The organism is Arthrobacter sp. UYCu712 (assembly GCF_040547005.1).
Lineage (GTDB): Bacteria > Actinomycetota > Actinomycetes > Actinomycetales > Micrococcaceae > Arthrobacter.
In genome coordinates, this window is the sequence record NZ_JBEPOZ010000001.1 from 37,298 (window position 1) to 60,970 (window position 23,673).

Below are 23,673 nucleotides of genomic sequence, written 5' to 3' on the forward strand. Positions count from 1 at the left end.
AGCCGGCAGGCCAAACGGCGGCTCAGCCGAAGAGGACCGCGGCCTCGTCATAGCGGTGCTGCGGGACTGCCTTGAGGTTGCCGAGGGCGGCATCGAAGCCCACGTGGACGATGTCAGTGCCGTTGAGGGAGACCATGGTTCCCCAGCGCTGTTCCACCACCGAGTCGATGGCAGCCATGCCCAGACGGGTGGCGAGGACCCGGTCGAACGCCGTCGGGACGCCGCCGCGCTGGATGTGGCCGAGTACCGTGGCGCGGGTCTCGATGCCCGTCATCGCCTCGAGTTCAGGGGCGAGGCGTTCGGCGATGCCGCCCAGCCGGGGCCGGCCGAAGGTGTCGAGGCCGCGTTCGGAGTGCGGCGTCTCCTGGCCGTCCGGGACGAAGCCTTCCGCGACCACAACCAGCGGCGCGCGGCCGCGGTCGTGGGCCGAGCGGACCCAGTCCGCGATCTGTTCCATCGAGGCCTTCTGCTCGGGGATCAGGATGGCATGGGCGCCGGAGGCCATGCCGGCGTGCAGCGCGATCCAGCCCACGTGGCGGCCCATGACTTCGGCGATCATGCAGCGGTGGTGGGATTCCCCCGTGGTGCGCAGACGGTCGATCGCCTCGGTGGCGATCTCGACGGCGGTATCGAAGCCGAAGGTGTAGTCGGTGGCGTCAAGGTCGTTGTCGACCGTTTTGGGGACACCCACGATCTTCAGCCCGGCGTCGGTGAGGCGCTTGGCAGCGGCCAGGGTCCCTTCGCCGCCGATGGCAATGATGGCGTCGATGCCCAGGCGGTCCATGTTGGCCTTGATGACCTCGGGGCCGCCGTTGTTCTCGAAGGGGTTGGTGCGGGACGTGCCCAGAATGGTCCCGCCCTGCTTGGCGATGCCGCGGACCAGGGTCCGGGGGATATCGATGATGTCGGCTTCGACGACGCCGCGCCAGCCGTCCAGGAATCCCACGAATTCGTGGCCATGGACGGCGATGCCCTTGAGGACGGCGCCACGGATGACGGCGTTCAGTCCGGGGCAGTCTCCGCCGCTGGTGAGGATTCCAATTTTCATGTCTCGGCTCAAATCCTGGTTCGAAGGTGTGCAGGCAGAGCGCCACGCTGAGCTCACCCTAGAGTCTAGTGGCGGATGTGGGGCAGGACACAAATGGTTACCACGGCGGAAGTGCCCCCTCCTGACGGGAGGGGGCACTGGCGGGGGCGTCGGAAGGGCGCCCGGGACGGGTCCGCGCGGTTGAGGCGTGGTCAGTCCCGGACCGACGGGGCGGGCCTCAGGGCTGGCTTGAGCGCTTGTCGAGGAAGGATTCGAGGACGATTGCGTTCCGCTGGTCCGGGAGGACCAGCCAGGCCGCGAGGTAGAACACGAACGCGGGGCCCGGCAACAGGGCGAAAAGAAGGAACGCGATCCGGACGAAGGCCACGTCCACGTTCAATTTGGCGGCGATCCCGCCGCAGACACCGCCCAACCAGCGCTGCGGACCACGATTCAGGCCAAGGCCCCGGACGGTGCTGAAGAATTTATCCATGGGTTAAGACTTCCCTGTCGATGAATCTTTGTCACGCCCGCCGGCCGAGAGAAGCCCGCCGATCACGAGGGCCGCCCCGGCTCCGATCATCAGCCCGATCAGCACGTAGGTTCCGTCCAGGGCCACCAGGCCGAGCCGGGACACGATGATCAGCAGGGCGAGGGCCAGCACAATCAGCCCCCAGACGATGGTTCCGACACGGGCGGGGGAGCCGTCCCGCAGTTCCGGTTCCCCGGACTGCAGGGGGGTGGTCGGCACGCTGCCGGTCGTTTCGTCAAAGCTGCTCATGTCAGTTCCCTTCCTGGATCGTCACGTTGCTGGCGGTGCCGGAGATCTTGAGGATCAGCCGGGCTCCCGGCAGGCCGGTGTTGTAGTCGCTTTGCTGGGTGGTCATTCCGCCGTGGCTCCGGCCGCCCTCGTTGAGGTTGCCCATCGTCATGTCCGCCTGGATCTGCACGGGCACAGTTCCCGGGATGACCACGGTGAGGTTGCTGGCCGTCGCGTCGATGGGGACCACGACGTCGGTGCCCAGCGGCGGGTTGAGTGCCAGCGTTGTCAGGTCCGCGGTTCCCGTGCCGCCCGTGATCTCGAACCCGACGCGGGCCTGCTCGATGCTGGCCGGGGACCAGTCGGCATTCTGGAAGCGGAACCGGTCGCCGTTCGGGACCACGTTGAAGATGCCCCCGATGATCAGGGCCACCGCGGCGAAGAACCCGAGGATGCCCGAGGTGCGTCCCCTCAGCCCCGCGAAGAGGATCCCGAGTCCCAGGACGGCCGCCCCGCTCGCCCAGACGACGGCGTTGCTGGATTCGCCGAGGTTGACAAGGTGGCCGGCGTCGAGCGCCTTGATGCCGCCGCCGACCAGGAGTGCGAGTCCGGCCGTGACTGCCACGGCGGGCGCGCCCGGGCCAACGTTGCGGGCTTTGCCCGGCGGTACGGGACTCCCGCCGGGGACGGGCCGGTAGCCGCCGCCTGGCGGGGGCGTGGGCCCGGACGGAGGTGGGACGCCCCAGGCCGGGCCGGGCACCGTGTCGTACCCGGATGGGGCATAGCTCGGCAGCGGACTGCCTGTCTGGGCGTGGCTTGACTGGGCGTTCATTGGCTGCGTGTAGCCGGCCTGGGCGTAGCTTGGCTGCTGGGGGCCGGGCCCGCCGTAGGCCGGTGAGTGCGAGGACATGGGCGCTGTTCCATTCCGTGCCTTGTTGCGTTGTGTCAGGTAGTAGATGAGGTAGATGATGCCCCCCACCCAGAAGATGGCCCAGATGAAGCCGCCGAAGCCGCGCCGGTCCCAGCCCCAGACGCCGTTGCCCAGGCTGGGGAAACCGATGATCGTGGTGATCAGGGCACCGGTCATGCCGGCGGACCACCGGCCGGCGGCGGCCTCCTGGACGTGGATGCGGCCGTCGGGCTCGGGCAGCAGGGCCCAGGCAATGCCGTAGAGGAGCACTCCGACGCCCGCGAAGACCGTCAGTACGATCAGGATGCCGCGGACAATTAGGGGATCGACGCCCGTTCGCCGGGCGATGCCGCTGGCGACGCCGCCGACCCAGCGGTCCCGCCCGCGCTGGATCCCCTGGCTGCGGATCCAGTCGAAGAAGCCCAGGGGCTGGGCTCCTGCCGGCGGCGGCGTCGCTCCGTAGTAGAGCGGCGGCGGGGGCAGTGTTCCGGGGCCGGCCGGCTGGCCTGCGGATTGGTCCTCGGGGCGGCCGGCGGTGTCGGTGGGCTGTTCGGCGGGGCTGCCGGCGGGGTCGGCGGGCTGTTCGGCAGGGGTGCCGGGTTGTGCTTCGGGACGGGCCGAAGGGTCGTGGCCCTCATCAGGGTGCGGAGTGTGCGGATTCATACTTCGATCCTGCCCTCCGCCGGGTTTCCGCTCTACTGGGGGATACCCTGAACTGTCCCTGAGTCAGCCCCGGTTCGGGTCCGAAAGGCCTCCGGGGAACCCTGATCCGTGCTTGGATTGTTCCATGACAACCGCTGTTTCCCGCCCGCCGCTGGTCCGCAGCAGCAACCGTGTCATTGCCGGTGTCTGCGCAGGCCTCGCCCGCCATCTGGGCTGGCCGGTGCGGATGGTGCGGATCGGCATGGTGGTGGCGGCCCTCGCCGGCGGAGCGGGCTTCGCGTTCTACGCGTGGCTTTGGATCATGGTCCCCACCGCGGACGAGAACGCCAGGCGCACCGCCCGCCGCCCGGCGTCGCCCATTGCGCCCGCCGTGAGCGAACCCTATGCGGGGATCTCCGCCGCGCCCTACGATCCGGGACCTCCGCACGCCACCGCCCGGCCGCAGGGTCCCGCCGGCGCCTCAACGGAGCCGGCTACGGAGCCCTGGCGCAGCCGGGTCCCGGGAATGCGTTACGGCAAGGAGATCCTGCTCGGCGCGGGCCTGCTGCTGGCCGCGGGAATCCTGATCGCCCGGCTGCTCGGCCTGGACGTTCCACTGGGCACGCTGATTCCTGCCGCGGCGATCCTTGGCGGCGCCGCCATCGCCTGGATGCAGCTCGATGAAACCCGGCGGGCGGGCCTTGTGGACAAGACCAAGGCCCACCAGGCCGGTGGCTGGGCCCGGCTCGCGGCCGGACTCGCGCTGGTGGTCGCCGGTGTCCTGGTGATGGTCTCCGGCTCGGGTTCCTGGGAGCAGACCTGGCTGGCTCTGCTGGCCTCCGTCGCGGTGCTCGGCGGCGTGGCCCTCGTGCTGCTGCCCTGGGGCCTGAAGTTCTGGCGCGATCTGGAGGCGGAACGCGCCGGGCGGGTCCGCGCCACCGAACGGGCCGAGATCGCCGCCCACCTGCACGACTCGGTGCTCCAGACCCTGGCCCTGATCCAGCGGCGCGCCGGCAACGAGCACGACGTCGTCCGGCTGGCGCGCGCCCAGGAACGCGAGCTGCGGGGCTGGCTGTACCGGGACCCGGGCAAGGAAGCTGGTCAGCTGTCCGAAGGAATCAAGGCGGCCGCGGCGGAAGTGGAAGATGCGCTCGGCCATGCCGTGGAGGTCGTAAGCGTCGGCGACTGCGCCATGGCTGAACGGCACGAGGCCCTGGTCCAGGCGGCCCGCGAGGCCATGCTGAACGCCGCCCGCCACGGCGGCGGCGCAGTGTCCGTCTACCTGGAAGTGACCGACGGGGCCGCGGAGGTCTTTGTGAAGGACCGGGGACCCGGATTTGATCCGGATTCGGTCCCCGCGGACCGGCTCGGCGTCCGCGAATCGATCATCGGCCGGATGAACAGGCACGGCGGCAAGGCCGCCATCATCAGCAGCCCGGACGGCACCGAGGTGCGGCTCAGGCTGGAGCTGCCCGCCGCCACGGCCGCCACCGACAACGGAGAGGTAAAACTGTGAGCACCACAGCTGCAGGAGGTGCGGTCCGGTCAATCCGGGTCGTGATCGTGGATGACCATGCCATCTTCCGGTCCGGCCTCAAAGCCGACTTGGATCCCGCCATCATCGTCGCGGGCGAGGCCGGGACCGTCGAGGAGGCCGTTGCCGTCATCGCCGCGGTGCGCCCCGACGTCGTGCTGCTGGACGTCCACCTGCCCGGCGGGCTGGGTGGCGGCGGACGCGAGGTGATCGCCGGTTCCGTACCGCTGCTGGGCGGCACCCGGTTCCTGGCCCTGAGCGTCTCCGACGCGGCGGAAGACGTGGTCTCGGTCATCCGCGCCGGGGCGCGCGGCTATGTCACCAAGACCATTTCCGGGGCGGAAATATCCGACGCCGTGCGCCGGGTGGCAGGAGGCGACGCCGTCTTCTCACCGCGGCTGGCAGGGTTTGTCCTGGATGCCTTCGGTACCGCGCCCGCGGACATCGCCGACGACGAGCTGGACCGGCTCTCGGCCCGGGAACTCGAGGTCATGCGGCTGATTGCCCGCGGTTACAGCTACAAGGAAGTCGCCAAGGAGCTGTTCATCTCGATCAAGACGGTGGAGACCCACGTCTCCGCGGTGCTGCGCAAACTCCAGCTCTCCAGCCGGCACGAGCTGACCCGCTGGGCGGCCGAACGCCGGCTCCTCTAGAACCGAGATGCGCTATCACTTCTAGTCCTTATCCGCGCCGGATAAGGACTAGAAGTGATAGCGCAACGGGGTTGGAAGCGGGACTATTTGGCTTTGCCGAGGAAGTCCTGGAGACGGGCGACGCCGGTGGCCAGGTCCTCGTCGCCGAGGGCGTAGGACAGGCGGAGGTAGCCCGAGGGGCCGAACGCCTCCCCGGGAACCACGGCCACCTCGACCTCGTCCAGGATCAGCGTGGCCAGCTCGGCCGACGTTGCCGGCCGGACCGGTCCGGCGGCGGAGGGGAACTCCTTGCCCAGCAGGGCCCGGACGTCCGCATAGACATAGAACGCACCCTTCGGCGTCGGGCATTCGACGCCCTCAATGGCGTTCAGGCCCGCCACAATCGCCTTGCGTCGGCGGTCGAAGGCGAGTTTCATCTCGTCGACGGCGGTCAGCGGGCCGGAGACCGCCGCGAGGGCCGCGACCTGCGGGATGTTCGAGACGTTGGACGTGGCGTGGGACTGCAGGTTCGTGGCGGCCTTGATGACGTCCGCCGGACCGATCATCCAGCCCACCCGCCAGCCGGTCATGGCATAGGTCTTGGCCACGCCGTTGAGGATGACCACCTTGTCGCCCAGTTCCGGCACGGCCGTCGCGATCGAGGTGAAGGGCACGCCGTCGTAGGTCAGGTGCTCGTAGATCTCATCGGTGACCACCCACAGCCCCTTGGACGCGGCCCACTGGCCGATCTCCTTGACCTGCTCCGGCGAGTAGACGGCGCCCGTCGGGTTGGACGGCGAGACGAACAGGAGGATCTTGCTGCGGTCCGTGAGGGCCGCGTCCAGCTGCTCCACGGTGACCAGGTATTCCTGTTCCGGCCCGGCAAACACCTCGACCGGAACGCCGCCGGCGAGCCGGATGGCCTCGGGGTAGGTGGTCCAGAACGGCGTCGGGACAATGACCTCGTCGCCCGGGTCCAGCAGGGTGGCGAAGGTGTTGTAGACGGCCTGCTTGCCGCCGTTGGTCACCAGCACCTGGGACGCCTCGGCCTTGTAGCCGGAGTCCCGGAACGTCTTGTCCGCGATGGCCTGCCTCAGTTCGGGCAGGCCGCCGGCGGGCGAGTACCGGTGGTACTTCGGCTGGCTGGCGGCCTCGATGGCGGCCTGCACAATGTAATCGGGGGTCGGGAAGTCCGGTTCGCCGGCGCCGAAGCCGATGACCGGCCGGCCGGCCGCCTTGAGCGCCTTCGCCTTGGCATCGACAGCCAATGTGGCGGATTCGGCTATGGCGGAAATGCGCTGTGAAATGCGGGCGGCAGGCATGGCGGGTCCATTCTTCGCTTGCAGCTGGAGGGCTGTTTGTGGGATTCGACGGAATCTACTCTATGCTGATCAGCGGATCGCCCGGGGTGCCGGCGCGGAAATGTGACTGCAGCAGCGTCAGATGATTTCGCCGACACACCACGGTCCGGACGGGCCGGTTCGACGTAGGCGCAGTTGTTGCGTAGACTGGTTCTCCGGTGTTGAAAACACGATGATGGCCTGCGCCTCAGAGAAGTCTGGGGATTGGCCGTTGGCGGGGTTTTTGATCCATAGGGTAGTGGCGCAATTGGTAGCGCAGCGGTCTCCAAAACCGCAGGTTGCAGGTTCGAGTCCTGTCTGCCCTGCGCAAGCTGTTCCGGGTGAACCGGAGCAAGCGCAGCAACCATGGTTCAGTTCAGAGCCGGGTATCCGACATTGCGAGGATGAGTGAGGACCAGGTGACCGAAACAGCTGCCAGCAGCTCCAAAGGCCGCCCCACCAAGAACGCCGCGAAAGCCGGCTTCTTCGCTCGAATTGCGCTCTTCGTCCGCCAGGTCATCGGCGAACTGAAGAAGGTCGTCGCACCGACCCGCAAGGAACTGATCAACTACACGCTCGTGGTGCTGGTGTTCGTGGCCATCATGATGCTTATCGTGACCCTGCTGGACCTGGCCTTCGGGACCGGAGTGAGCTGGGTCTTCGGCGGCACGGCGCCCACGGACCGCTAACGCGACCGGTCCGCAGACTGCGTGGATATCCCCGGGCAACCGGAGCGTCCGCGGAGTGTGCGGAATTGAGTCATTTAAATAGGCATGTAAGGCAATGAGGAAGCAGGAGACCAAGTGTCTGAGCAGGAGCTCGAGGTAACTGAGACTGAGCTGGATAAGAGCCAGGACGCCGCGGTGGAAACCACGGACGAGTCCGAGGCTGCGTCTGCTGCGCCCGAATCCGACGTCGCTGAGGCAGATGCAGAGGCTGTAGCCGACGACGCAGAATCTGAAGATGCAGAATCTGACGAAGAAGCTGCCGACGCAGAAGACGACGATGCAGAATCCGACGACGAGTCGGGCGACGCCCTGGCCGCTGCCGCTGCCGCCGCTGAGGTAGACCCGGCCGATGAGTTCAAGGCCAAACTGCGCCGCCAGGAGGGTGACTGGTTTGTCATCCACTCCTACGCCGGCTACGAAAACCGCGTAAAGGCAAACCTGGAAACCCGCATCCAGACTCTGGACATGGAAGATTACATCTTCGAAATCCAGGTTCCGATGGAGGAAGTCGTTGAGATCAAGAACGCTCAGCGCAAGGTCATCAACCGCGTCCGCATCCCCGGCTACGTCCTGGTCCGCATGGACCTGACGGATGCCTCCTGGGGCGCCGTCCGCCACACTCCCGGTGTCACCGGCTTCGTGGGCAACGCCCACAACCCGGTTCCGCTGCGCCTCGATGAGGTGTTCTCCATGCTCGCCCCGGTCTTCGAGGAAGAGCAGGCCGAGAAGGGCAAGCCGATCAAGCACGCCGCCGCGCAGATCGACGTCGACTTCGAGGTCGGCGAATCGGTCATCGTCAAGGAGGGCCCGTTCGAGACCCTGCCTGCGACGATCTCCGAGATCAAGGTCGATTCCCAGACCCTCGTGGTCCTGGTCTCCATCTTCGAGCGCGAGACCCCTGTGACGCTGGCATTCAACCAGGTCAGCAAGATCTAGCTTTCCGCAAAGAATTCGCTCCGGACTGCCCGCTTAGCAGCCACGGAGCGGCCGGCCGCCTCGCCATGGCGGCCACCAACCTGAGGCACGCTCCTGTGTCCCAGGACGTATTTGAGAGAAGGACCTACATTGGCTCCCAAGAAGAAGGTCACCGGCCTCATCAAGCTGCAGATCCAGGCAGGTGCCGCTAACCCGGCCCCGCCGATTGGTCCTGCGCTTGGCCAGCACGGTGTCAACATCATGGAATTCTGCAAGGCGTACAACGCCGCGACGGAAGCCCAGCGCGGCAACGTTATTCCGGTTGAAATCACGGTCTACGAGGACCGTTCATTCACGTTCATCACCAAGACTCCGCCGGCCGCGGAGCTCATCAAGAAGGCTGCAGGCGTTGCCAAGGGTTCACCGACCCCGCACACCGTCAAGGTTGCCAAGCTGACGCAGGCACAGGTCAACGAGATCGCCACCACCAAGATGGAAGACCTCAACGCCACGAGCCTCGAAGGCGCCGCGAAGATCATCGCCGGCACCGCCCGCTCCATGGGTATCACCGTCGAAGGCTAATAGCCTTTACCGCCGGGCAACCGGCACCACCTAATCATTGAAATGTCGGAAATCCGGACAAAACAGCCGGAATCTTGACTGTGGCAGGGCCCAGCGCGGTCCGCAGACCACAACTGCACAAGGAGAATAAGCAGCATGGCAAAGCGCAGCAAAGCATATGAGGCAGCCGCCGCCAAGATCGACGCGGAGAAGTTCTACGCGCCGTTCGAGGCAGTGACGCTGGCCAAGGACACCAACCCGTCCAAGTTCGACGCCACCGTTGAGGTTGCTTTCCGCCTCGGCGTCGACCCGCGTAAGGCCGACCAGATGGTCCGCGGCACCGTTATCCTGCCGCACGGCACCGGTAAGGTCTCCCGCGTTCTCGTCTTCGCAACGGGCGACAAGGCCGAAGCAGCAATCGCTGCCGGCGCCGACTTCGTCGGTTCCGATGACCTGATCGAAAAGATCGCAGCCGGCTGGACCGACTTCGACGCCGCCGTTGCCACCCCTGACCTCATGGGCAAGGTTGGCCGCCTCGGTAAGGTCCTGGGTCCGCGTAACCTGATGCCGAACCCGAAGACCGGCACCGTGACCGCTGACGTCGCCAAGGCCGTCAACGACATCAAGGGCGGCAAGATCGACTTCCGCGTCGACAAGCACTCGAACCTGCACTTCATCATCGGCAAGGTTTCCTTCGACGCTCTCAAGCTGGCCGAGAACTACGCAGCCGCTCTGGAAGAGGTTCTTCGCCTCAAGCCGTCCGCTTCCAAGGGCCGCTATATCCAGAAGGCCACCGTCGCCACCACGTTTGGCCCGGGCGTCTCGGTTGACCCCAACGTCACCAAGGTACTGACCGAGGTCTAAGCCTCAGCAGGCTTCACAGCAGAGACCGTCCCGCAGCTGCGGGGCGGTCTTTTCTGCATTCCGGGCGCCGGTTAGGCTGTCCCGGTGACTACAGCGCCGTACCTCATCGAACCCCTCGTCATCCCCGCCGCCGCTGATTCCGCCGACTTCCTGGCCGTCGGGGAACTCTGCGATGCCCTGACGCTCGAAACCTGGGGCAACCTCGACCGGTCAGCCACGCCAGCGGCCCGGCTGCAGGGCTGGCGGGACAACGCCTACCGCACGGTCCGGCTCTTCTTCGTGCGCCAGGAAGGGCGGGTGGTGGGCAGTTCGTGGATCAGATGCGACGCCCAGGAGAACCTTCGTTGCGCCCTTGTGCACGTCCAGGTGCTGAATGAATTCACCGGCCGGGGGATCGGCCGGACGCTGCTGAAGCACGCGGAGGCGCTGGTGCATGCCGAGGGCCGCACCATCCTGCAAAGCTTTACGGAACACCCCGCCGATTTCGACGCCGACGCACCTGGCCTGGTCAGGCCCGCGACCGGAACCGGCGCGCTGCCTGCAGTGGCGCGGGGCGTCCGGTTCGCCCTGAAGGCTGGCTACCGCCTTGAGCAGGTCGAGCGCTTCAGCGTCCTCAACGTGCCGGCATATGCCGGCGGCTGGGATGCCTTGGAGCGGGAGGCCTTGGCCAAGGCAGGGGAGGAGTATGAGCTCCTGTCCTGGACCGACCGCTGCCCGGACGAACATGCGGAGCAGCTTGCGGTCCTGATGTCGCGGATGAGCACGGATGCACCGTCCGGGGAGCTGAGCTACGACGCGGAGCGGTGGGACACCGCGCGGGTCCGGCACGTTGAGGACACCTGGAAGCGGGCCGGCATGGTGTCCCTCGTGGCGGCCGCGAGGCACCGGGGCAGCGGGGAACTGGCCGCCTATTCGGTGTTGCAGCTCACCGCCTCGAAGCCGTGGCTGGCCGACCAGGACGACACCCTTGTAGCCGCCAGCCACCGCGGACACAGGCTCGGCATGCTGGTGAAACTCCTCAACATCCGCCGGCTCCGGTCCGGGTACCCGGCGGTGGAACGAGTGGTCACCTTCAACGCCGCGGAGAACGACCACATGCTGGCGATCAACGTCTCCCTCGGCTTCCGGCCCGCAGGGTACGACGGCGAGTGGCAGCGGGTGGTCGCGGCGTAACCCATGGAACGGCGGAGCAAACCGGCATATGCTGGCGGTTGAAAGCCCGGCCCAAGCCGGGCTTCCGGCACCCGTAGTGGATGGCAGAACGGCTGGGATGATGTCCTCTATGGCAAACGACGTACGGATTGAACAGCTGTGGATCCCCGATTCCGTGGACGGGCCGGACGCCGCTGACTTCCTGGCCGCCGTCGAAGTCGGCCGCAAGGTGCGCATGCAGACCTGGGGGAGTGACGATCTCGCCTACGCCCCGCAGGAAAAGCTGCTGGAAATGGCGGACCCCTACGAACGCCAGGTCATCCTCGTGGCCAAGATCGACGGCGAGATCGTCGGAGCCGTGGACATCGCGCTGCCGCTCGCGGACAACCTCGACATGGCCGAATTCACGCTCGATATCCTGCCGGAATTCCAGGGCCAGGGCGTGGGCCGGCAACTGCTTGAGGCGGCCGAACACTTCGCGCGCGACGAGGGCCGGCACACGATCCTGATCGACACCAACCATCCGGGGGCGTCCCTGGCCGACACCGAGGCCGGGCAGCTGGTGCCCGGGAGCGGGCTCGGCTTCGTGCCGCTGAGCAGCCGGGAGGTCGAATTCGCCACGCACACCGGCTACACCCTGCAGCACATCGAGCAGTTCAGCGCCTGCACCCTGCCGCTCGACAGCAAGCTCGTCGCCGAGCTCGAAGCAGAAGCCGAGTCGGCCAACGGGGGCCGCTACCGCCTCCACCACTGGACGGACCGCTGTCCGGCCCAGTGGCTCGAGGCCGTCGCGGCGCTGGAAAACCGAGCGGGCGAGGACGGTGTTCCCGGGGTGGAAACCGGGGACATGGTGTTCGACGGCCGGATCCTCCGCGAGGCGGAGGAGGTCACCATCGCGCAGGGGCGCCGGACAGTGGTCACCGCCGTCGAACACATCGGCAGCGGGGAGCTCGTGGGCCTGACCACCATCAGCGTCCTCGCGCTGCGCCCCGACGTCGTCTTCCAGGACGACACGGTGGTCCTTCAGGAGCACCGCGGCAACAAACTCGGCCTCCTGATCAAGGTCGCCAACACGGAGCGGCTGACCGAACAGTTCCCGGACGCCCGGGTCCTCTACACCTGGAACGCGCCGGAAAACCGCTACCTGCTCAAGGTCAACCAGCAGCTCGGCTTCACCACCGCGGGCGTAACCGGGATCTGGCAGAAAGAACTGCCGGACTTCGGGCCGAGCGTCAGCTGAACGCCTGGGGCGATGCTGCTGCGACCCGATTTGGAGCACACGCACGGTGTCCCGTAAGCTGGGGGGACCAAAGACCGTCGGTTGTTGGAAATCCACTCTCCCAAGCAAGGCTCACTTCTGCAGTCGCGCCGGGGAGGGCCAGTGGATCTCCAGACGAAGGACCCTGAACATAGGGCGGCCGGCGCAGGTGAACGAAGCAAAGCTCCGCGGTCATGGACCGCGTCGAGACAAGCCCCGTGCATCTGCGCGGGGCGTTTTTTAGTTTTAGCTCTGTTGAGCGGGGACCGGGAACACCGGCACTATCCCCGGAAGGAGGGTTATGGCAACGCCTAGCAAGGTTTCAGCAGTAGCTGAGATCACCAACGATTTTAATGAATCGAACGCCGCTGTCCTGACCGAATACCGTGGGCTCACCGTTGCACAGCTCAAGCAGCTGCGTGTCTCTCTCGGCCAGGACACCAAGTTCTCGGTCGTCAAGAACACCCTGACCGCCATTGCAGCCAAGGAAGCTGGTGTCGAAGCATTCGACGGCCAGCTCGCCGGCCCCACTGCAATCGCGTTCATCAAGGGTGACGCAGTTGCCGCTGCCAAGAGCCTGACGGATTTTGCCAAGACCAACAAGCAGCTGGTTATCAAGACCGGTTACTTCGAGGGCAAGGCACTGAACGCCAGCGAAGTTGCTGCCCTGGCAGCACTCGAGTCCCGCGAGCTGCAGCTCGCCAAGGTTGCAGGCATCCTCAAGGCTCCTGCTGCCGCCGCTGTACGCATCATTGACGCTCTGCGCCTCAAGCTTGAAGAAGAGAACGGTGCACCGGCAGCTGCCGAGGCTCCCGCCGCTGACGAAGCCCCTGTTGACGCTCCCGCCGATGCAGCAGCAGAGGCTGAGGCTCCGGCCGAAGCCGCAGCCCCCGAAGAGAACTAACTCTCTAAACCAGACTCCGGTGTGAAGGCAAAGGCCCAGGCCGCCGAGCACCACTATAGGAAGGACGCCACACCATGGCGAAGCTCACCAACGAAGAGCTCATTGAAGCTTTCAAGGAACTGACCATCATCGAGCTCTCCGAGTTCGTTAAGCTCTTCGAAGAGACCTTCGAAGTTACCGCTGCTGCTGTCGCCGTTGCTGGCCCCGCTGCCGGCGGTGCTGCAGAAGAAGAAGAGCAGACTGCATTCGACGTCATCCTGGAGCACCCGGGCGACAAGAAGATCGCAGTGATCAAGGAAGTTCGCGCAATCACTTCCCTGGGCCTCAAGGAAGCAAAGGACGTTGTTGACAGCGCTCCGAAGGCCATCCTCGAAGGCGTCACCAAGGAAGCTGCCGAGAAGGCTGTTGCACAGCTCGAAGAAGCTGGCGCTCGCGTTACCCTCAAGTAACTCGCTGCTCCGGGAAACCCCGTCCACTTCGGTGGGCGGGGTTTCCTGCGTTCCGGCCCGGTTCCGCCCACGAAGGCGGGCCGCATATCGCGGCAGCGCGGGGTCAGGTCGACCCCGCGTTGCCAGTTAACCCGGTGCAGTTAACCCGCCCCAGCTAGTTTGGTTCCGAAATATCCGCGACGACGGCGTCCAGTGCGGCTGTCAGGGCATCGGCGTCGACGAACGCGCTGAAGCCGTGCTCCCCGGCACCCATCGAAATGCGCCGGCCCGCGATGGTGCAGTCGGCGTACACCGGCCACGCGACGGTGCTGCCGAGCGGGGTGATGGTGCCGCGCGCGTAGCCCGTAGCCTCCAGTGCGACCTCCGCCGTGGGCAGCGACAGCTTGTTGACGCCCACCAGCGCCCGGAACTTGGGCCAGGAAATCTGCCGGTCGCCGGGAATCAGGGCGAACAGGAAGCTGCCGTCTTTGTGCCTGACGACCAGGGACTTCACAATGTCGGCCGGCTGGATGCCCAGTATCCGGGCCGCGTCCTCGAGGCTGTTCGCGGCAAGGCGCTCGACGACTCTGACCTCAAGCCCGCGCGCCGCGGCGTCGGCCAGGAATCGCTCCCGGCCCGCGCCCGCGGCGCCGCCGCCTCCGGTCCCGCTGTCCGTCATGACCGGCTCAGTCGCGGTAGAGGAGGAGGGCTTCGCCCTGCCCGCCGCCGCCGCACAAGGACACCGCAGCCTTGCCGGTGCCCCGGCGCTTCAGTTCGTGTGCCGCGTGCAACGCCAGCCGGGCGCCGGATGCCCCGATCGGGTGCCCCAGGGCGATGGCGCCGCCGTGGATGTTGCACTTCTCCAGCGGGTAGTCCAGGTCCTTCAGGGACTGGACGGCCACTGAGCCGAATGCCTCGTTGATCTCGATGAAATCCAGGTCCGCGGTGGACCAGCCGGCCTTGTCCAGCGCGTTCCTGATCGCATTGGAGGGCTGGGAATGGAGCGAGTTGTCGGGACCGGCCACCTGCCCCGGCTTGCCCACGACGGCCAGGTACTCCAGCCCGTTGTCCTCAGCGAATTTGCGGGAGGACAGCACCAGGGCGGCGGCGCCGTCGGACAGCGGGGAGGAATTGCCGGCGGTGATCGTTCCGTCCGTGACGAATGCCGCCCGCAGCCCGGCGAGCGAGGAAACGGTGGTGTCCGGGCGGATGCCCTCATCGGCCGCCACGATGACCGGATCGCCCTTGCGCTGCTTGACGCTGATCGGGGCAATCTCGCCGTCGAACACGCCGTCCTTCGCGGCCCGCGCGGCGCGCTGGTGCGAGCCGGCCGCGACCTCGTCCTGCGAGGCGCGGTCGATGCCGAGGGTGAGGTTCCTGGACTCCGTCGACAGCCCCATTGACTGGCCGTCGAAGGCATCGGTCAGGCCGTCGTGCGCGGCGACGTCGAGCGCCTGGACGGTTCCGTAGGTCCAGCCCTGCCGGGAGCCCGGCAGGATGTGCGGGGCCCGGGTCATGGACTCCTGGCCGCCGGCGACGACGACCGTGGCGTCGCCGCTGCGGATCATCCGGGCCGCGTCGATCACGGCGGTGAGGCCGGAGAGGCAGACCTTGTTGATGGTGACGGTGGGAACGTTCCAGCCGATGCCCGCGGCGATGGCGCTCTGGCGGGCCGGGTTTTGGCCGGCGCCGGCCTGCAGCACCTGGCCCATGACCACGGAGTCCACCTGGTCGGTCTTCACCCCGCTGGCGGCCAGGGCTGCGCGGATGGCGTGGGCGCCGAGCTCTACGGCCGTGAAGCTGGCCAGCTGGCCGTTGAGTCGGCCCTGCGGCGTGCGGGCGGCGGCAAGGATGACAACATCATTGTTGTCTGCGGAGTTGTTCATGATTTTCTCTTCCGATCATTAACGATGTATGCCTAGGTTATCGTGAGCCCCGTCACCTATCCATTCGGCTCCGGTCCCTGCCGGGAAGGCAGGCTTCCGCGTCCGGGCGCCAGCCCGGTGCTTGCAATCGGAACGGAAGTGGGGTAGACAAGTAGGTTGCTTTGCCGTATCGTAGATATTTGCGTCTTCCCTGTTTACCTTCAGCCTTCATATTGCGGTGGGCTTAGCCTGGCAGCTGCGCCGTCAATGTGCCGTCAACAACGGCACCAGCATGGTCAGCGCGGGTCCCGGGTCATATAGCGGAACCGGATTGGTAGCACTGCGGAGTCACTCCGCAGGGTGCATAACGGGGGAGATCTGAAAACGCCTGAAGGTCTGTGGAAGGATCCCTCTTGGTCGCCTCGAGCACCTCTAATGTAAACAACGCTGCAACCGCTATCAATGCCGACAGCACCGACGGTGCAACCCGCCGGCTCTCATTCGCAAAGATTCACGAACCTCTTGACGTTCCGAATCTGCTTGCCCTGCAAACGGACAGCTTTGACTGGCTGGTCGGAAACGAACGCTGGCAGGCACGCGTCGCCAAGGCCGTAGAAGAAGGCGACCTCAGCGTCGCCACCTCCTCGGGTCTGTCCGACATCTTCGAAGAGATCTCCCCGATCGAGGACTTCCAGGGCACCATGTCCCTGAGCTTCTCGGAGCCGGAGTTCGCTGATCCGAAATACACGATGGCTGAGTGCAAGGACCGGGACGCAACGTACTCGGCTCCGCTGTACGTCAAGGCCGAATTCATGAACAACAACACGGGCGAAATCAAGCAGCAGACCGTGTTCATGGGTGACTTCCCGCTGATGACCGAGAAGGGCACCTTTGTCGTCAACGGCACCGAGCGTGTCGTCGTGTCGCAGCTGGTCCGTTCCCCGGGCGCCTACTTCGAGCGCACCGCCGACAAGACCAGCGACAAGGACATCTTCACCGCGAAGATCATCCCGTCCCGCGGCGCCTGGTTCGAACTCGAAATCGACAAGCGCGACCAGGTCGGCGTTCGCCTCGACCGCAAGCGCAAGCAGTCCGTCACGGTTCTGCTGAAGGCCCTCGGCTGGACCGAAGGCCAGATCCTCGAAGAGTTCGGCCAGTACGACTCCATGCGCGCAACGCTGGAGAAGGACGCCACCGAAACCCGCGAAGACGCCTTGCTGGACATCTACCGGAAGCTGCGACCGGGCGAGCCGCCCACGGTTGAGGCTGCCCAGTCCCTGCTGGACAACCTGTACTTCAACTCCAAGCGCTACGATCTGGCCAAGGTCGGCCGTTACAAGATCAACCGCAAGCTCGGCATCGACCGCTCCCTTGGTGACAAGGAAGCGTCTGTCCTGCACGTTGAAGACATCGTCGCCATGATCAAGTTCCTCGTTGCCCTGCACGCCGGTGAGAAAACCCTCATGGGCAAGCGCGACGGCCAGGACCACGAGCTGCGCGTTGAGATCGATGACATCGACCACTTCGGCAACCGTCGCATCCGCGCCGTCGGCGAGCTCATCGAGAACCAGGTCCGCACCGGCCTGTCCCGCATGGAGCGCGTTGTCCGCGAGCGTATGACGACCCAGGACGTCGAGGCCATCACGCCGCAGACGCTGATCAACATCCGCCCCGTCGTGGCAGCCATCAAGGAGTTCTTCGGAACGTCCCAGCTGTCCCAGTTCATGGACCAGAACAACCCGCTGTCGGGTCTGACCCACAAGCGCCGTCTGTCTGCCCTGGGCCCGGGCGGTTTGTCCCGCGACCGTGCAGGCATGGAAGTCCGAGACGTTCACCCGTCTCACTACGGACGTATGTGCCCCATCGAAACCCCTGAAGGCCCGAACATCGGCCTGATCGGTTCGCTGGCTTCCTACGGACGGATCAACCCGTTCGGTTTCATCGAGACGCCGTACCGCCTTGTGTCCGAGGGCGTCGTTTCCGATGAGGTCCAGTACCTCACAGCCGACGACGAAGCAGAGGTCCTGATTGCACAGGCCAACGCTCCGCTGGACGCGAACAAGAAGTTCGCCGAAGAGACCGTCCTGGTCCGCGCCCGTGGTGGTGGAGGCGAGCCCGTGCTGGTCCCCGCCGGGGAGGTCGAGTTCATGGACGTTTCCCCGCGCCAGATGGTGTCCGTGGCAACCGCCCTGATCCCGTTCCTCGAGCATGACGATGCTAACCGCGCACTCATGGGTGCCAACATGCAGCGCCAGGCCGTGCCGCTGGTCCGTTCCGAGGCGCCGTTTGTCGGTACCGGCATGGAACGCGCCGCAGCAGTCGACGCCGGTGACGTCACCATCGCGAAGAAGGCCGGTGTGGTCACCGAGGTTTCCGCCGAGCTCGTCATCATGCTCAACGACGACGGCACGGAAACCAACTACCGCATCAACAAGTTCGCCCGCTCCAACCAGGGCAACTGCTATAACAACCGCGTTCTGGTGAGCGAAGGCCAGCGCCTGGAGGTCGGCGGCATCATCGCTGACGGCCCGGCAACGGACCAGGGCGAACTGGCCCTCGGCAAGAACCTGCTCGTGGCATTCATGTCATGGGAAGGCCACAACTTCGAGGATGCCATCATCCTGTCCCAGCGCATTGTCGCTGAGGACGTTCTTTCCTCCATCCACATCGAGGAGCACGAGATCGATGCCCGCGACACCAAGCTTGGTGCCGAGGAAATCACCCGTGACATCCCGAACGTGTCCGAGGAAGTCCTGGCAGGCCTGGACGAGCGTGGCATCATCCACATCGGTGCCGAGGTTGAAGCCGGCGACATCCTGGTCGGAAAGGTCACGCCCAAGGGCGAGACCGAGCTGACCCCGGAAGAGCGCCTGCTGCGCGCCATCTTCGGTGAGAAGTCCCGCGAAGTGCGCGACACCTCCCTGAAGGTTCCGCACGGCGAGTCCGGCACCGTCATCGGTGTCCGCGTCTTCGACCGCGACAACGACGACGAGCTGCCCCCGGGCGTCAACCAGCTGGTCCGCGTCTACGTCGCTGCCAAGCGCAAGATCACCGACGGCGACAAGCTCGCCGGCCGTCACGGCAACAAGGGCGTCATCTCCAAGATCCTTCCGATCGAGGACATGCCCTTCCTTGCCGACGGTACCCCCGTTGATATCGTCCTGAACCCGCTCGGTGTTCCGGGCCGTATGAACGTCGGCCAGGTGCTGGAAACTCACCTCGGCTGGGTTGCCAAGACCGGCTGGAAGATCGAGGGCGAGCCCGAGTGGGTCAAGCAGCTGCCGAACCTGCCGCGCGAGAGTGGCTCGACCACTGTTGCAACGCCCGTCTTCGACGGTGCACGTGAAGAGGAAATCACTGGTCTCCTCGACTCCACCAACGTCACCCGCGACGGTGTCCGCCTGATCAACTCCTCAGGCAAGACCCGTCTGTTCGACGGCCGCTCCGGCGAGCCGTTCCCGGATCCGATCTCGGTCGGCTACATGTACATCCTGAAGCTCCACCACCTGGTGGACGACAAGATCCACGCGCGCTCCACCGGCCCGTACTCCATGATCACGCAGCAGCCGCTGGGTGGTAAGGCACAGTTCGGTGGCCAGCGCTTCGGTGAAATGGAAGTGTGGGCACTCGAAGCTTACGGCGCCGCCTACACGCTCCAGGAACTCCTCACGATCAAGTCGGATGACATCCATGGTCGTGTGAAGGTCTACGAAGCCATCGTCAAGGGCGAGAACATCCCCGAGCCGGGCGTTCCTGAGTCCTTCAAGGTCTTGATCAAGGAAATGCAGTCGCTGTGCCTGAACGTGGAAGTTCTTTCCACGGACGGAACCACAATTGAAATGCGTGACTCTGATGACGCAGTCTTCACGGCTGCGGAAGAACTGGGCATCGATCTGTCTCGTGCAGAGCCCAGTTCCGTAGAAGAGGTTTAGCAGGCGTCCGACGGCGGGCGGTTCCCCGTCCGTCGTCGGACTCCTCCCTCTTCCCGTAACCCAAGACTTCAGAATTTAGAGAACAAGAGAGAACAGGGACCATATGTCCAGCGAATCCTCCTTCGGCCTCATGCAGATCGGCCTCGCCACCGCGGAAGACATCCGTGGCTGGTCTTACGGCGAGGTTAAGAAGCCGGAAACCATCAACTACCGCACGCTCAAGCCCGAGAAGGACGGCCTCTTCTGCGAGAAGATCTTCGGCCCGTCCCGCGACTGGGAATGCTACTGCGGCAAGTACAAGCGCGTGCGCTTCAAGGGCATCATCTGCGAGCGGTGTGGCGTTGAGGTCACCCGCGCAAAGGTGCGCCGTGAGCGCATGGGCCACATCGAGCTGGCCGCCCCGGTCACGCACATCTGGTACTTCAAGGGTGTTCCGTCCCGCCTGGGCTACCTCCTTGACCTGGCACCGAAGGACCTCGAAAAGGTCATCTACTTCGCCGCCTACATGATTACGAGCGTCGACGCCGACAGCCGCCACGAAGAACTGCCCAACCTCCAGGTTGAGCACGACATCGAGAAGAAGCAGCTGATCGACAACCGCGACTCGGACATCGCCACGATCGCCCGCGACCTTGAGAACGAGCTTGCCCGTCTCGAAGGCGAAGGCGCCAAGGCTGCCGACAAGAAGAAGGCCCGCGACTCCGCTGACCGCCAGATGGCAAACGTACGTAAGCGCGCGGATGCTGAAATCGAGCGCCTCGAGCAGGTCTGGGACCGCTTCAAGAACCTCAAGGTCGCTGACCTCGAAGGTGACGAAGGCCTGTACCGCGAACTGCGCGACCGCTACGGCATGTACTTCGAAGGCTCCATGGGTGCCGAAGCCATCAAGAAGCGTCTTGAGAACTTCGACATGCAGGCCGAGTCGGACATGCTGCGCGACATCATCGCCAACGGCAAGGGCCAGCGCAAGACCCGTGCCCTGAAGCGGCTCAAGGTGGTCAACGCTTTCCTGACGACCAACAACAGCCCGCTCGGCATGGTGCTGGACGCCGTCCCGGTGATCCCGCCGGAACTGCGCCCGATGGTCCAGCTGGACGGTGGCCGCTTTGCGACCTCCGACCTCAACGACCTGTACCGCCGCGTGATCAACCGCAACAACCGCCTCAAGCGCCTGCTTGATCTCGGTGCTCCGGAGATCATCGTCAACAACGAGAAGCGCATGCTTCAGGAAGCTGTTGACAGCCTCTTCGACAACGGCCGCCGCGGCCGTCCGGTCACCGGACCGGGCAACCGTCCGCTGAAGTCCCTGAGCGACATGCTCAAGGGCAAGCAGGGCCGTTTCCGCCAGAACCTCCTCGGCAAGCGCGTCGACTACTCCGGCCGTTCGGTCATCGTCGTCGGCCCGCAGCTGAAGCTGCACCAGTGTGGTCTGCCGAAGCAGATGGCCCTGGAGCTCTTCAAGCCGTTCGTGATGAAGCGCCTGGTTGACCTCAACCACGCCCAGAACATCAAGTCGGCCAAGCGGATGGTGGAGCGTTACCGCCCGCAGGTCTGGGACGTCCTCGAAGAGATCATCACCGAGCACCCCGTGCTGCTGAACCGTGCACCCACCCTGCACCGTCTCGGCATCCAGGCGTTCGAACCGCAGCTTGTTGAAGGTAAGGCAATCCAGCTCCACCCGCTGGTTTGTGGCGCCTTCAACGCCGACTTCGACGGCGACCAGATGGCAGTGCACCTGCCGCTGAGCCCCGAGGCCCAGGCTGAGGCCCGCATCCTGATGCTGTCCTCGAACAACATCCTGAAGCCGTCCGACGGCCGCCCGGTGACGCTGCCTTCGCAGGATATGATCATCGGCCTCTACCACCTGACCACCAAGCGTGTCGGTTCAGCTGGCGAGGGCCGGATCTTCTCCTCCGTCGCGGAAGCCATCATGGCGTACGACCTGCACGAGCTGCACCTGAACTCCCAGGTCAAGATCCGGCTCGAGGGCTTTGTCCCTTACGCCGGCTGGGAAGCTCCGGAAGGCTACGAGCCGGGTCAGACCGTTCTCGTCCAGACCTCCCTGGGCCAGGTCCTCTTCAACGAGACGCTTCCGGCCGACTACCCGTGGGTTGAGAACGTTGCAGACAAGGGCGAACTGTCCACCATCGTCAACGACCTCGCCGAGCGCTACCCGAAGGTGGTCACGGCGGCAACGCTGGACAACCTGAAGGATGCCGGTTTCTACTGGGCCACCCGGTCCGGTGTCACCGTCGCCATCTCCGACATCGAGGTGCCCAAGGACAAGCCGCGGATCCTCGCCGGTTACGAGACCATGGCCGCCAAGATCCAGGGCCAGTACGACAAGGGCCTGATCGACGACGACGAGCGTCGCCAGGAACTGATCGAGATCTGGAACAAGGCAACGAACGAGATCGCCCAGGCGATGCGTGACAACCTGTCCCCGATGAACACGATCAACCGCATGGTGTCCTCCGGCGCCCGTGGTAACTGGATGCAGGTCCGCCAGATTGCGGGTATCCGTGGCCTGGTGGCCAACCCTAAGGGTGAGATCATCCCGCGTCCGATCAAATCCTCGTACCGCGAGGGCCTGTCGGTGCTGGAATACTTCATCGCCACGCACGGTGCCCGTAAGGGTCTGGCTGACACCGCGCTGCGTACCGCCAACTCGGGCTACCTGACCCGTCGTCTGGTGGACGTCTCGCAGGACGTCATTGTCCGTGAAGAGGACTGCGGCACCGAGCGCGGCCTGGTCACGGCCATCGCCGTGGCTGACGCCAACGGTGAACTGGTCCTGGACGAGAACGTCGAGAACAGCGCGTACGCCCGTACCCTGGCCGTGGATGTCGTTGACTCCAAGGGCAAGGTCCTGGCTGCCGGCGGCACCGACTGCGGCGACGTGGTCATTGCCGAACTGTTCGCAGCCGGCATCACCGAGGTCAAGGTCCGCTCCGTACTCACCTGTGAGTCCAGCGTCGGCACCTGCGCCCTGTGCTACGGACGTTCGCTGGCCACGGGCAAGACCGTCGACATCGGTGAGGCAGTGGGCATTATCGCCGCACAGTCCATCGGTGAGCCGGGCACCCAGCTGACCATGCGTACGTTCCACACCGGTGGTGCAGTTTCCTCCAGTGGTGGCGACGACATCACCCAGGGTCTGCCCCGCATCCAGGAGCTCTTCGAAGCCCGTACTCCGAAGGGTGTCGCACCGATTGCTGAAGCAGCCGGCCGCATCGCCATCGAAGAGTCCGAGCGCCAGATGCGCCTGGTCATCACCCCGGATGACGGATCCGAAGAGATCGCCTACCCGGTGCTGCGCCGTTCACGTCTTCTGATCGAAGACGGCGACCACGTCAGCGTCGGACAGAAGCTCATCAACGGCCCGGTCGACCCCAAGCAGGTTCTGCGCATCATGGGCCCCCGTGCCGCGCAGAAGTTCCTGGTGGACGAAGTCCAGGGCGTGTACCGCAGCCAGGGCATCGGTATCCACGACAAGCACGTCGAGGTTATCGTCCGCCAGATGCTGCGCCGCGTCACGGTCATCGAGTCCGGCGATTCGGATCTGCTGCCCGGCGAGCTCGCCGAGCGCAGCCGGTTCGAGGATGCCAACCGCCGTGTTGTGTCCGAGGGCAAGACGCCGGCTTCCGGCCGTCCCGAGCTCATGGGTATCACCAAGGCGTCCCTGGCGACCGAGTCCTGGCTGTCCGCAGCTTCCTTCCAGGAGACCACCCGCGTCCTGACGCAGGCGGCCATGGAAGGCAAGAGCGATCCGCTGCTCGGCCTCAAGGAGAACGTCATCATCGGTAAGCTCATCCCGGCCGGCACGGGTCTCCCGCGCTACACCGAGATCACGGTGGAGCCGACTGAAGAAGCAAAGGCCAATCTGTTCACCGGCCCGAGCGCGTTCAGCGACTTCTCCTACGATTCCCTGGGCGGCGACGGAGCTCCTGAGTTCCACGCCATCCCGCTGGATGACTACGATCTCGGCAGCGACTTCCGCTGACGCCAGATGAGTGACTGAAAGGCCCCGTCCCCACGCTGTGGGGGCGGGGCCTTTCCGGTCGGAAACCCCGCCGATTCAGGGCTGGGACCCGTCCGTGTTAGACTTGAGACTAATTGTTATTGTGGCAGTGGATGAGTGCGCCGGTCATAGCTGAAAAGCTTGACCAGGACGACGTTTCCGGTTTGCAGGGTTCTTGTGCAGCGTATGCCACATTTTCG

The 23,673-nt window shown here is 65.4% G+C and carries 19 protein-coding genes and 1 tRNA gene; 13 read left to right on the top strand and 7 right to left on the bottom strand.

What is annotated here, in order from left to right; all coding sequences use genetic code 11:
* Positions 1 to 22: 22 nt before the first annotated feature.
* The 4 genes from ABIB51_RS00200 to ABIB51_RS00215 all read right to left on the bottom strand — a co-directional run bounded on the left by ABIB51_RS00200 (position 23) and on the right by ABIB51_RS00215 (position 3,360).
* On the bottom strand, positions 23 to 1,048 hold the full coding sequence (locus ABIB51_RS00200) for a 6-phosphofructokinase (protein WP_354184551.1): 1,026 nt from the start codon (positions 1,046 to 1,048) through the stop codon (positions 23 to 25).
* A 217-nt stretch (positions 1,049 to 1,265) separates the two neighbouring features.
* The gene (locus ABIB51_RS00205) at positions 1,266 to 1,520 is read right to left on the bottom strand and encodes a PspC domain-containing protein (protein WP_354184552.1); all 255 of its coding nucleotides are present in this window, start codon (positions 1,518 to 1,520) and stop codon (positions 1,266 to 1,268) included.
* A gap of 3 nt (positions 1,521 to 1,523) precedes the next feature.
* Positions 1,524 to 1,808 (bottom strand): hypothetical protein, encoded by a 285-nt coding sequence (locus ABIB51_RS00210; protein ID WP_354184553.1) that lies wholly within the window; start codon positions 1,806 to 1,808, stop codon positions 1,524 to 1,526.
* 1 nt (position 1,809) lies between these two features.
* Positions 1,810 to 3,360: a PspC domain-containing protein gene (locus ABIB51_RS00215; RefSeq protein WP_354184554.1), complete on the bottom strand. Its 1,551-nt coding sequence runs from the start codon at positions 3,358 to 3,360 to the stop codon at positions 1,810 to 1,812.
* 124 nt (positions 3,361 to 3,484) lie between these two features.
* Between ABIB51_RS00215 and ABIB51_RS00220 the strand changes: the two genes are divergently transcribed.
* Positions 3,485 to 4,855: an ATP-binding protein gene (locus ABIB51_RS00220; protein WP_354184555.1), complete on the top strand. Its 1,371-nt coding sequence runs from the start codon at positions 3,485 to 3,487 to the stop codon at positions 4,853 to 4,855.
* On the top strand, positions 4,852 to 5,526 hold the full coding sequence (locus tag ABIB51_RS00225) for a LuxR C-terminal-related transcriptional regulator (protein ID WP_354184556.1): 675 nt from the start codon (positions 4,852 to 4,854) through the stop codon (positions 5,524 to 5,526). The genes ABIB51_RS00220 and ABIB51_RS00225 overlap by 4 nt, the downstream gene beginning before the upstream one ends.
* Before the next feature lie 83 nt (positions 5,527 to 5,609).
* On the opposite strand, the gene ABIB51_RS00230 is transcribed toward ABIB51_RS00225, so the two are convergent.
* Positions 5,610 to 6,827 (bottom strand): pyridoxal phosphate-dependent aminotransferase, encoded by a 1,218-nt coding sequence (locus ABIB51_RS00230; protein WP_354184557.1) that lies wholly within the window; start codon positions 6,825 to 6,827, stop codon positions 5,610 to 5,612.
* A 271-nt stretch (positions 6,828 to 7,098) separates the two neighbouring features.
* On the opposite strand from ABIB51_RS00230, the gene ABIB51_RS00235 reads away from it, so the two are divergent.
* From ABIB51_RS00235 to rplL, 9 genes are all read left to right on the top strand, one after another.
* Positions 7,099 to 7,171: transfer RNA gene (locus ABIB51_RS00235), tRNA-Trp, on the top strand.
* A 78-nt stretch (positions 7,172 to 7,249) separates the two neighbouring features.
* Complete coding sequence (gene secE / locus ABIB51_RS00240; RefSeq protein ID WP_354184558.1) at positions 7,250 to 7,534, top strand: preprotein translocase subunit SecE; 285 nt, start codon at positions 7,250 to 7,252, stop codon at positions 7,532 to 7,534.
* Positions 7,535 to 7,648: 114 nt separating this feature from the next.
* On the top strand, positions 7,649 to 8,509 hold the full coding sequence (nusG, locus tag ABIB51_RS00245; RefSeq protein WP_354184559.1) for a transcription termination/antitermination protein NusG: 861 nt from the start codon (positions 7,649 to 7,651) through the stop codon (positions 8,507 to 8,509).
* Positions 8,510 to 8,638: 129 nt separating this feature from the next.
* The gene (rplK, locus tag ABIB51_RS00250) at positions 8,639 to 9,070 is read left to right on the top strand and encodes a 50S ribosomal protein L11 (protein ID WP_024365990.1); all 432 of its coding nucleotides are present in this window, start codon (positions 8,639 to 8,641) and stop codon (positions 9,068 to 9,070) included.
* Positions 9,071 to 9,205: 135 nt separating this feature from the next.
* Positions 9,206 to 9,913, top strand: coding sequence for a 50S ribosomal protein L1 (rplA, locus tag ABIB51_RS00255; protein ID WP_354184560.1), 708 nt, complete (start codon positions 9,206 to 9,208; stop codon positions 9,911 to 9,913).
* Positions 9,914 to 9,997: 84 nt separating this feature from the next.
* Positions 9,998 to 11,086: a GNAT family N-acetyltransferase gene (locus ABIB51_RS00260; RefSeq protein WP_354184561.1), complete on the top strand. Its 1,089-nt coding sequence runs from the start codon at positions 9,998 to 10,000 to the stop codon at positions 11,084 to 11,086.
* 109 nt (positions 11,087 to 11,195) lie between these two features.
* The gene (locus tag ABIB51_RS00265) at positions 11,196 to 12,305 is read left to right on the top strand and encodes a GNAT family N-acetyltransferase (RefSeq protein ID WP_354184562.1); all 1,110 of its coding nucleotides are present in this window, start codon (positions 11,196 to 11,198) and stop codon (positions 12,303 to 12,305) included.
* 319 nt (positions 12,306 to 12,624) lie between these two features.
* On the top strand, positions 12,625 to 13,227 hold the full coding sequence (gene rplJ / locus ABIB51_RS00270; protein ID WP_354184563.1) for a 50S ribosomal protein L10: 603 nt from the start codon (positions 12,625 to 12,627) through the stop codon (positions 13,225 to 13,227).
* Between the two features lie 74 nt (positions 13,228 to 13,301).
* Positions 13,302 to 13,676, top strand: coding sequence for a 50S ribosomal protein L7/L12 (rplL, locus tag ABIB51_RS00275; RefSeq protein WP_024365995.1), 375 nt, complete (start codon positions 13,302 to 13,304; stop codon positions 13,674 to 13,676).
* A gap of 154 nt (positions 13,677 to 13,830) precedes the next feature.
* Here rplL and ABIB51_RS00280 read toward each other — a convergent pair whose 3' ends face one another.
* Positions 13,831 to 14,334: an aminoacyl-tRNA deacylase gene (locus ABIB51_RS00280; protein WP_354184564.1), complete on the bottom strand. Its 504-nt coding sequence runs from the start codon at positions 14,332 to 14,334 to the stop codon at positions 13,831 to 13,833.
* A 7-nt stretch (positions 14,335 to 14,341) separates the two neighbouring features.
* Positions 14,342 to 15,541, bottom strand: a complete 1,200-nt coding sequence (locus ABIB51_RS00285; protein WP_354184565.1) for an acetyl-CoA C-acetyltransferase — start codon at positions 15,539 to 15,541, stop codon at positions 14,342 to 14,344.
* A gap of 392 nt (positions 15,542 to 15,933) precedes the next feature.
* Here ABIB51_RS00285 and rpoB point away from each other — a divergent pair, with 392 nt between their 5' ends.
* Complete coding sequence (gene rpoB, locus ABIB51_RS00290; RefSeq protein WP_354184566.1) at positions 15,934 to 19,452, top strand: DNA-directed RNA polymerase subunit beta; 3,519 nt, start codon at positions 15,934 to 15,936, stop codon at positions 19,450 to 19,452.
* Positions 19,453 to 19,555: 103 nt separating this feature from the next.
* Positions 19,556 to 23,455, top strand: coding sequence for a DNA-directed RNA polymerase subunit beta' (locus tag ABIB51_RS00295; protein ID WP_354184567.1), 3,900 nt, complete (start codon positions 19,556 to 19,558; stop codon positions 23,453 to 23,455).
* The last annotated feature ends 218 nt before the right edge of the window (positions 23,456 to 23,673 follow it).

Bases quoted from the DNA above. Each gene is read 5' to 3' on its own strand.
- rplJ (WP_354184563.1), top strand. From the start codon at position 12,625: ATGGCAACGCCTAGCAAGGTTTCAGCAGTAGCTGAGATCACCAACGAT.
- ABIB51_RS00220 (WP_354184555.1), top strand. From the start codon at position 3,485: ATGACAACCGCTGTTTCCCGCCCGCCGCTGGTCCGCAGCAGCAACCGT.
- ABIB51_RS00210 (WP_354184553.1), bottom strand. From the start codon at position 1,808: ATGAGCAGCTTTGACGAAACGACCGGCAGCGTGCCGACCACCCCCCTG.
- secE (WP_354184558.1), top strand. From the start codon at position 7,250: ATGAGTGAGGACCAGGTGACCGAAACAGCTGCCAGCAGCTCCAAAGGC.
- rplA (WP_354184560.1), top strand. From the start codon at position 9,206: ATGGCAAAGCGCAGCAAAGCATATGAGGCAGCCGCCGCCAAGATCGAC.
- ABIB51_RS00215 (WP_354184554.1), bottom strand. From the start codon at position 3,360: ATGAATCCGCACACTCCGCACCCTGATGAGGGCCACGACCCTTCGGCC.
- rplL (WP_024365995.1), top strand. From the start codon at position 13,302: ATGGCGAAGCTCACCAACGAAGAGCTCATTGAAGCTTTCAAGGAACTG.
- ABIB51_RS00295 (WP_354184567.1), top strand. From the start codon at position 19,556: ATGTCCAGCGAATCCTCCTTCGGCCTCATGCAGATCGGCCTCGCCACC.
- ABIB51_RS00200 (WP_354184551.1), bottom strand. From the start codon at position 1,048: ATGAAAATTGGAATCCTCACCAGCGGCGGAGACTGCCCCGGACTGAAC.
- ABIB51_RS00285 (WP_354184565.1), bottom strand. From the start codon at position 15,541: ATGAACAACTCCGCAGACAACAATGATGTTGTCATCCTTGCCGCCGCC.
- ABIB51_RS00280 (WP_354184564.1), bottom strand. From the start codon at position 14,334: ATGACGGACAGCGGGACCGGAGGCGGCGGCGCCGCGGGCGCGGGCCGG.
- ABIB51_RS00230 (WP_354184557.1), bottom strand. From the start codon at position 6,827: ATGCCTGCCGCCCGCATTTCACAGCGCATTTCCGCCATAGCCGAATCC.
- ABIB51_RS00265 (WP_354184562.1), top strand. From the start codon at position 11,196: ATGGCAAACGACGTACGGATTGAACAGCTGTGGATCCCCGATTCCGTG.
- ABIB51_RS00205 (WP_354184552.1), bottom strand. From the start codon at position 1,520: ATGGATAAATTCTTCAGCACCGTCCGGGGCCTTGGCCTGAATCGTGGT.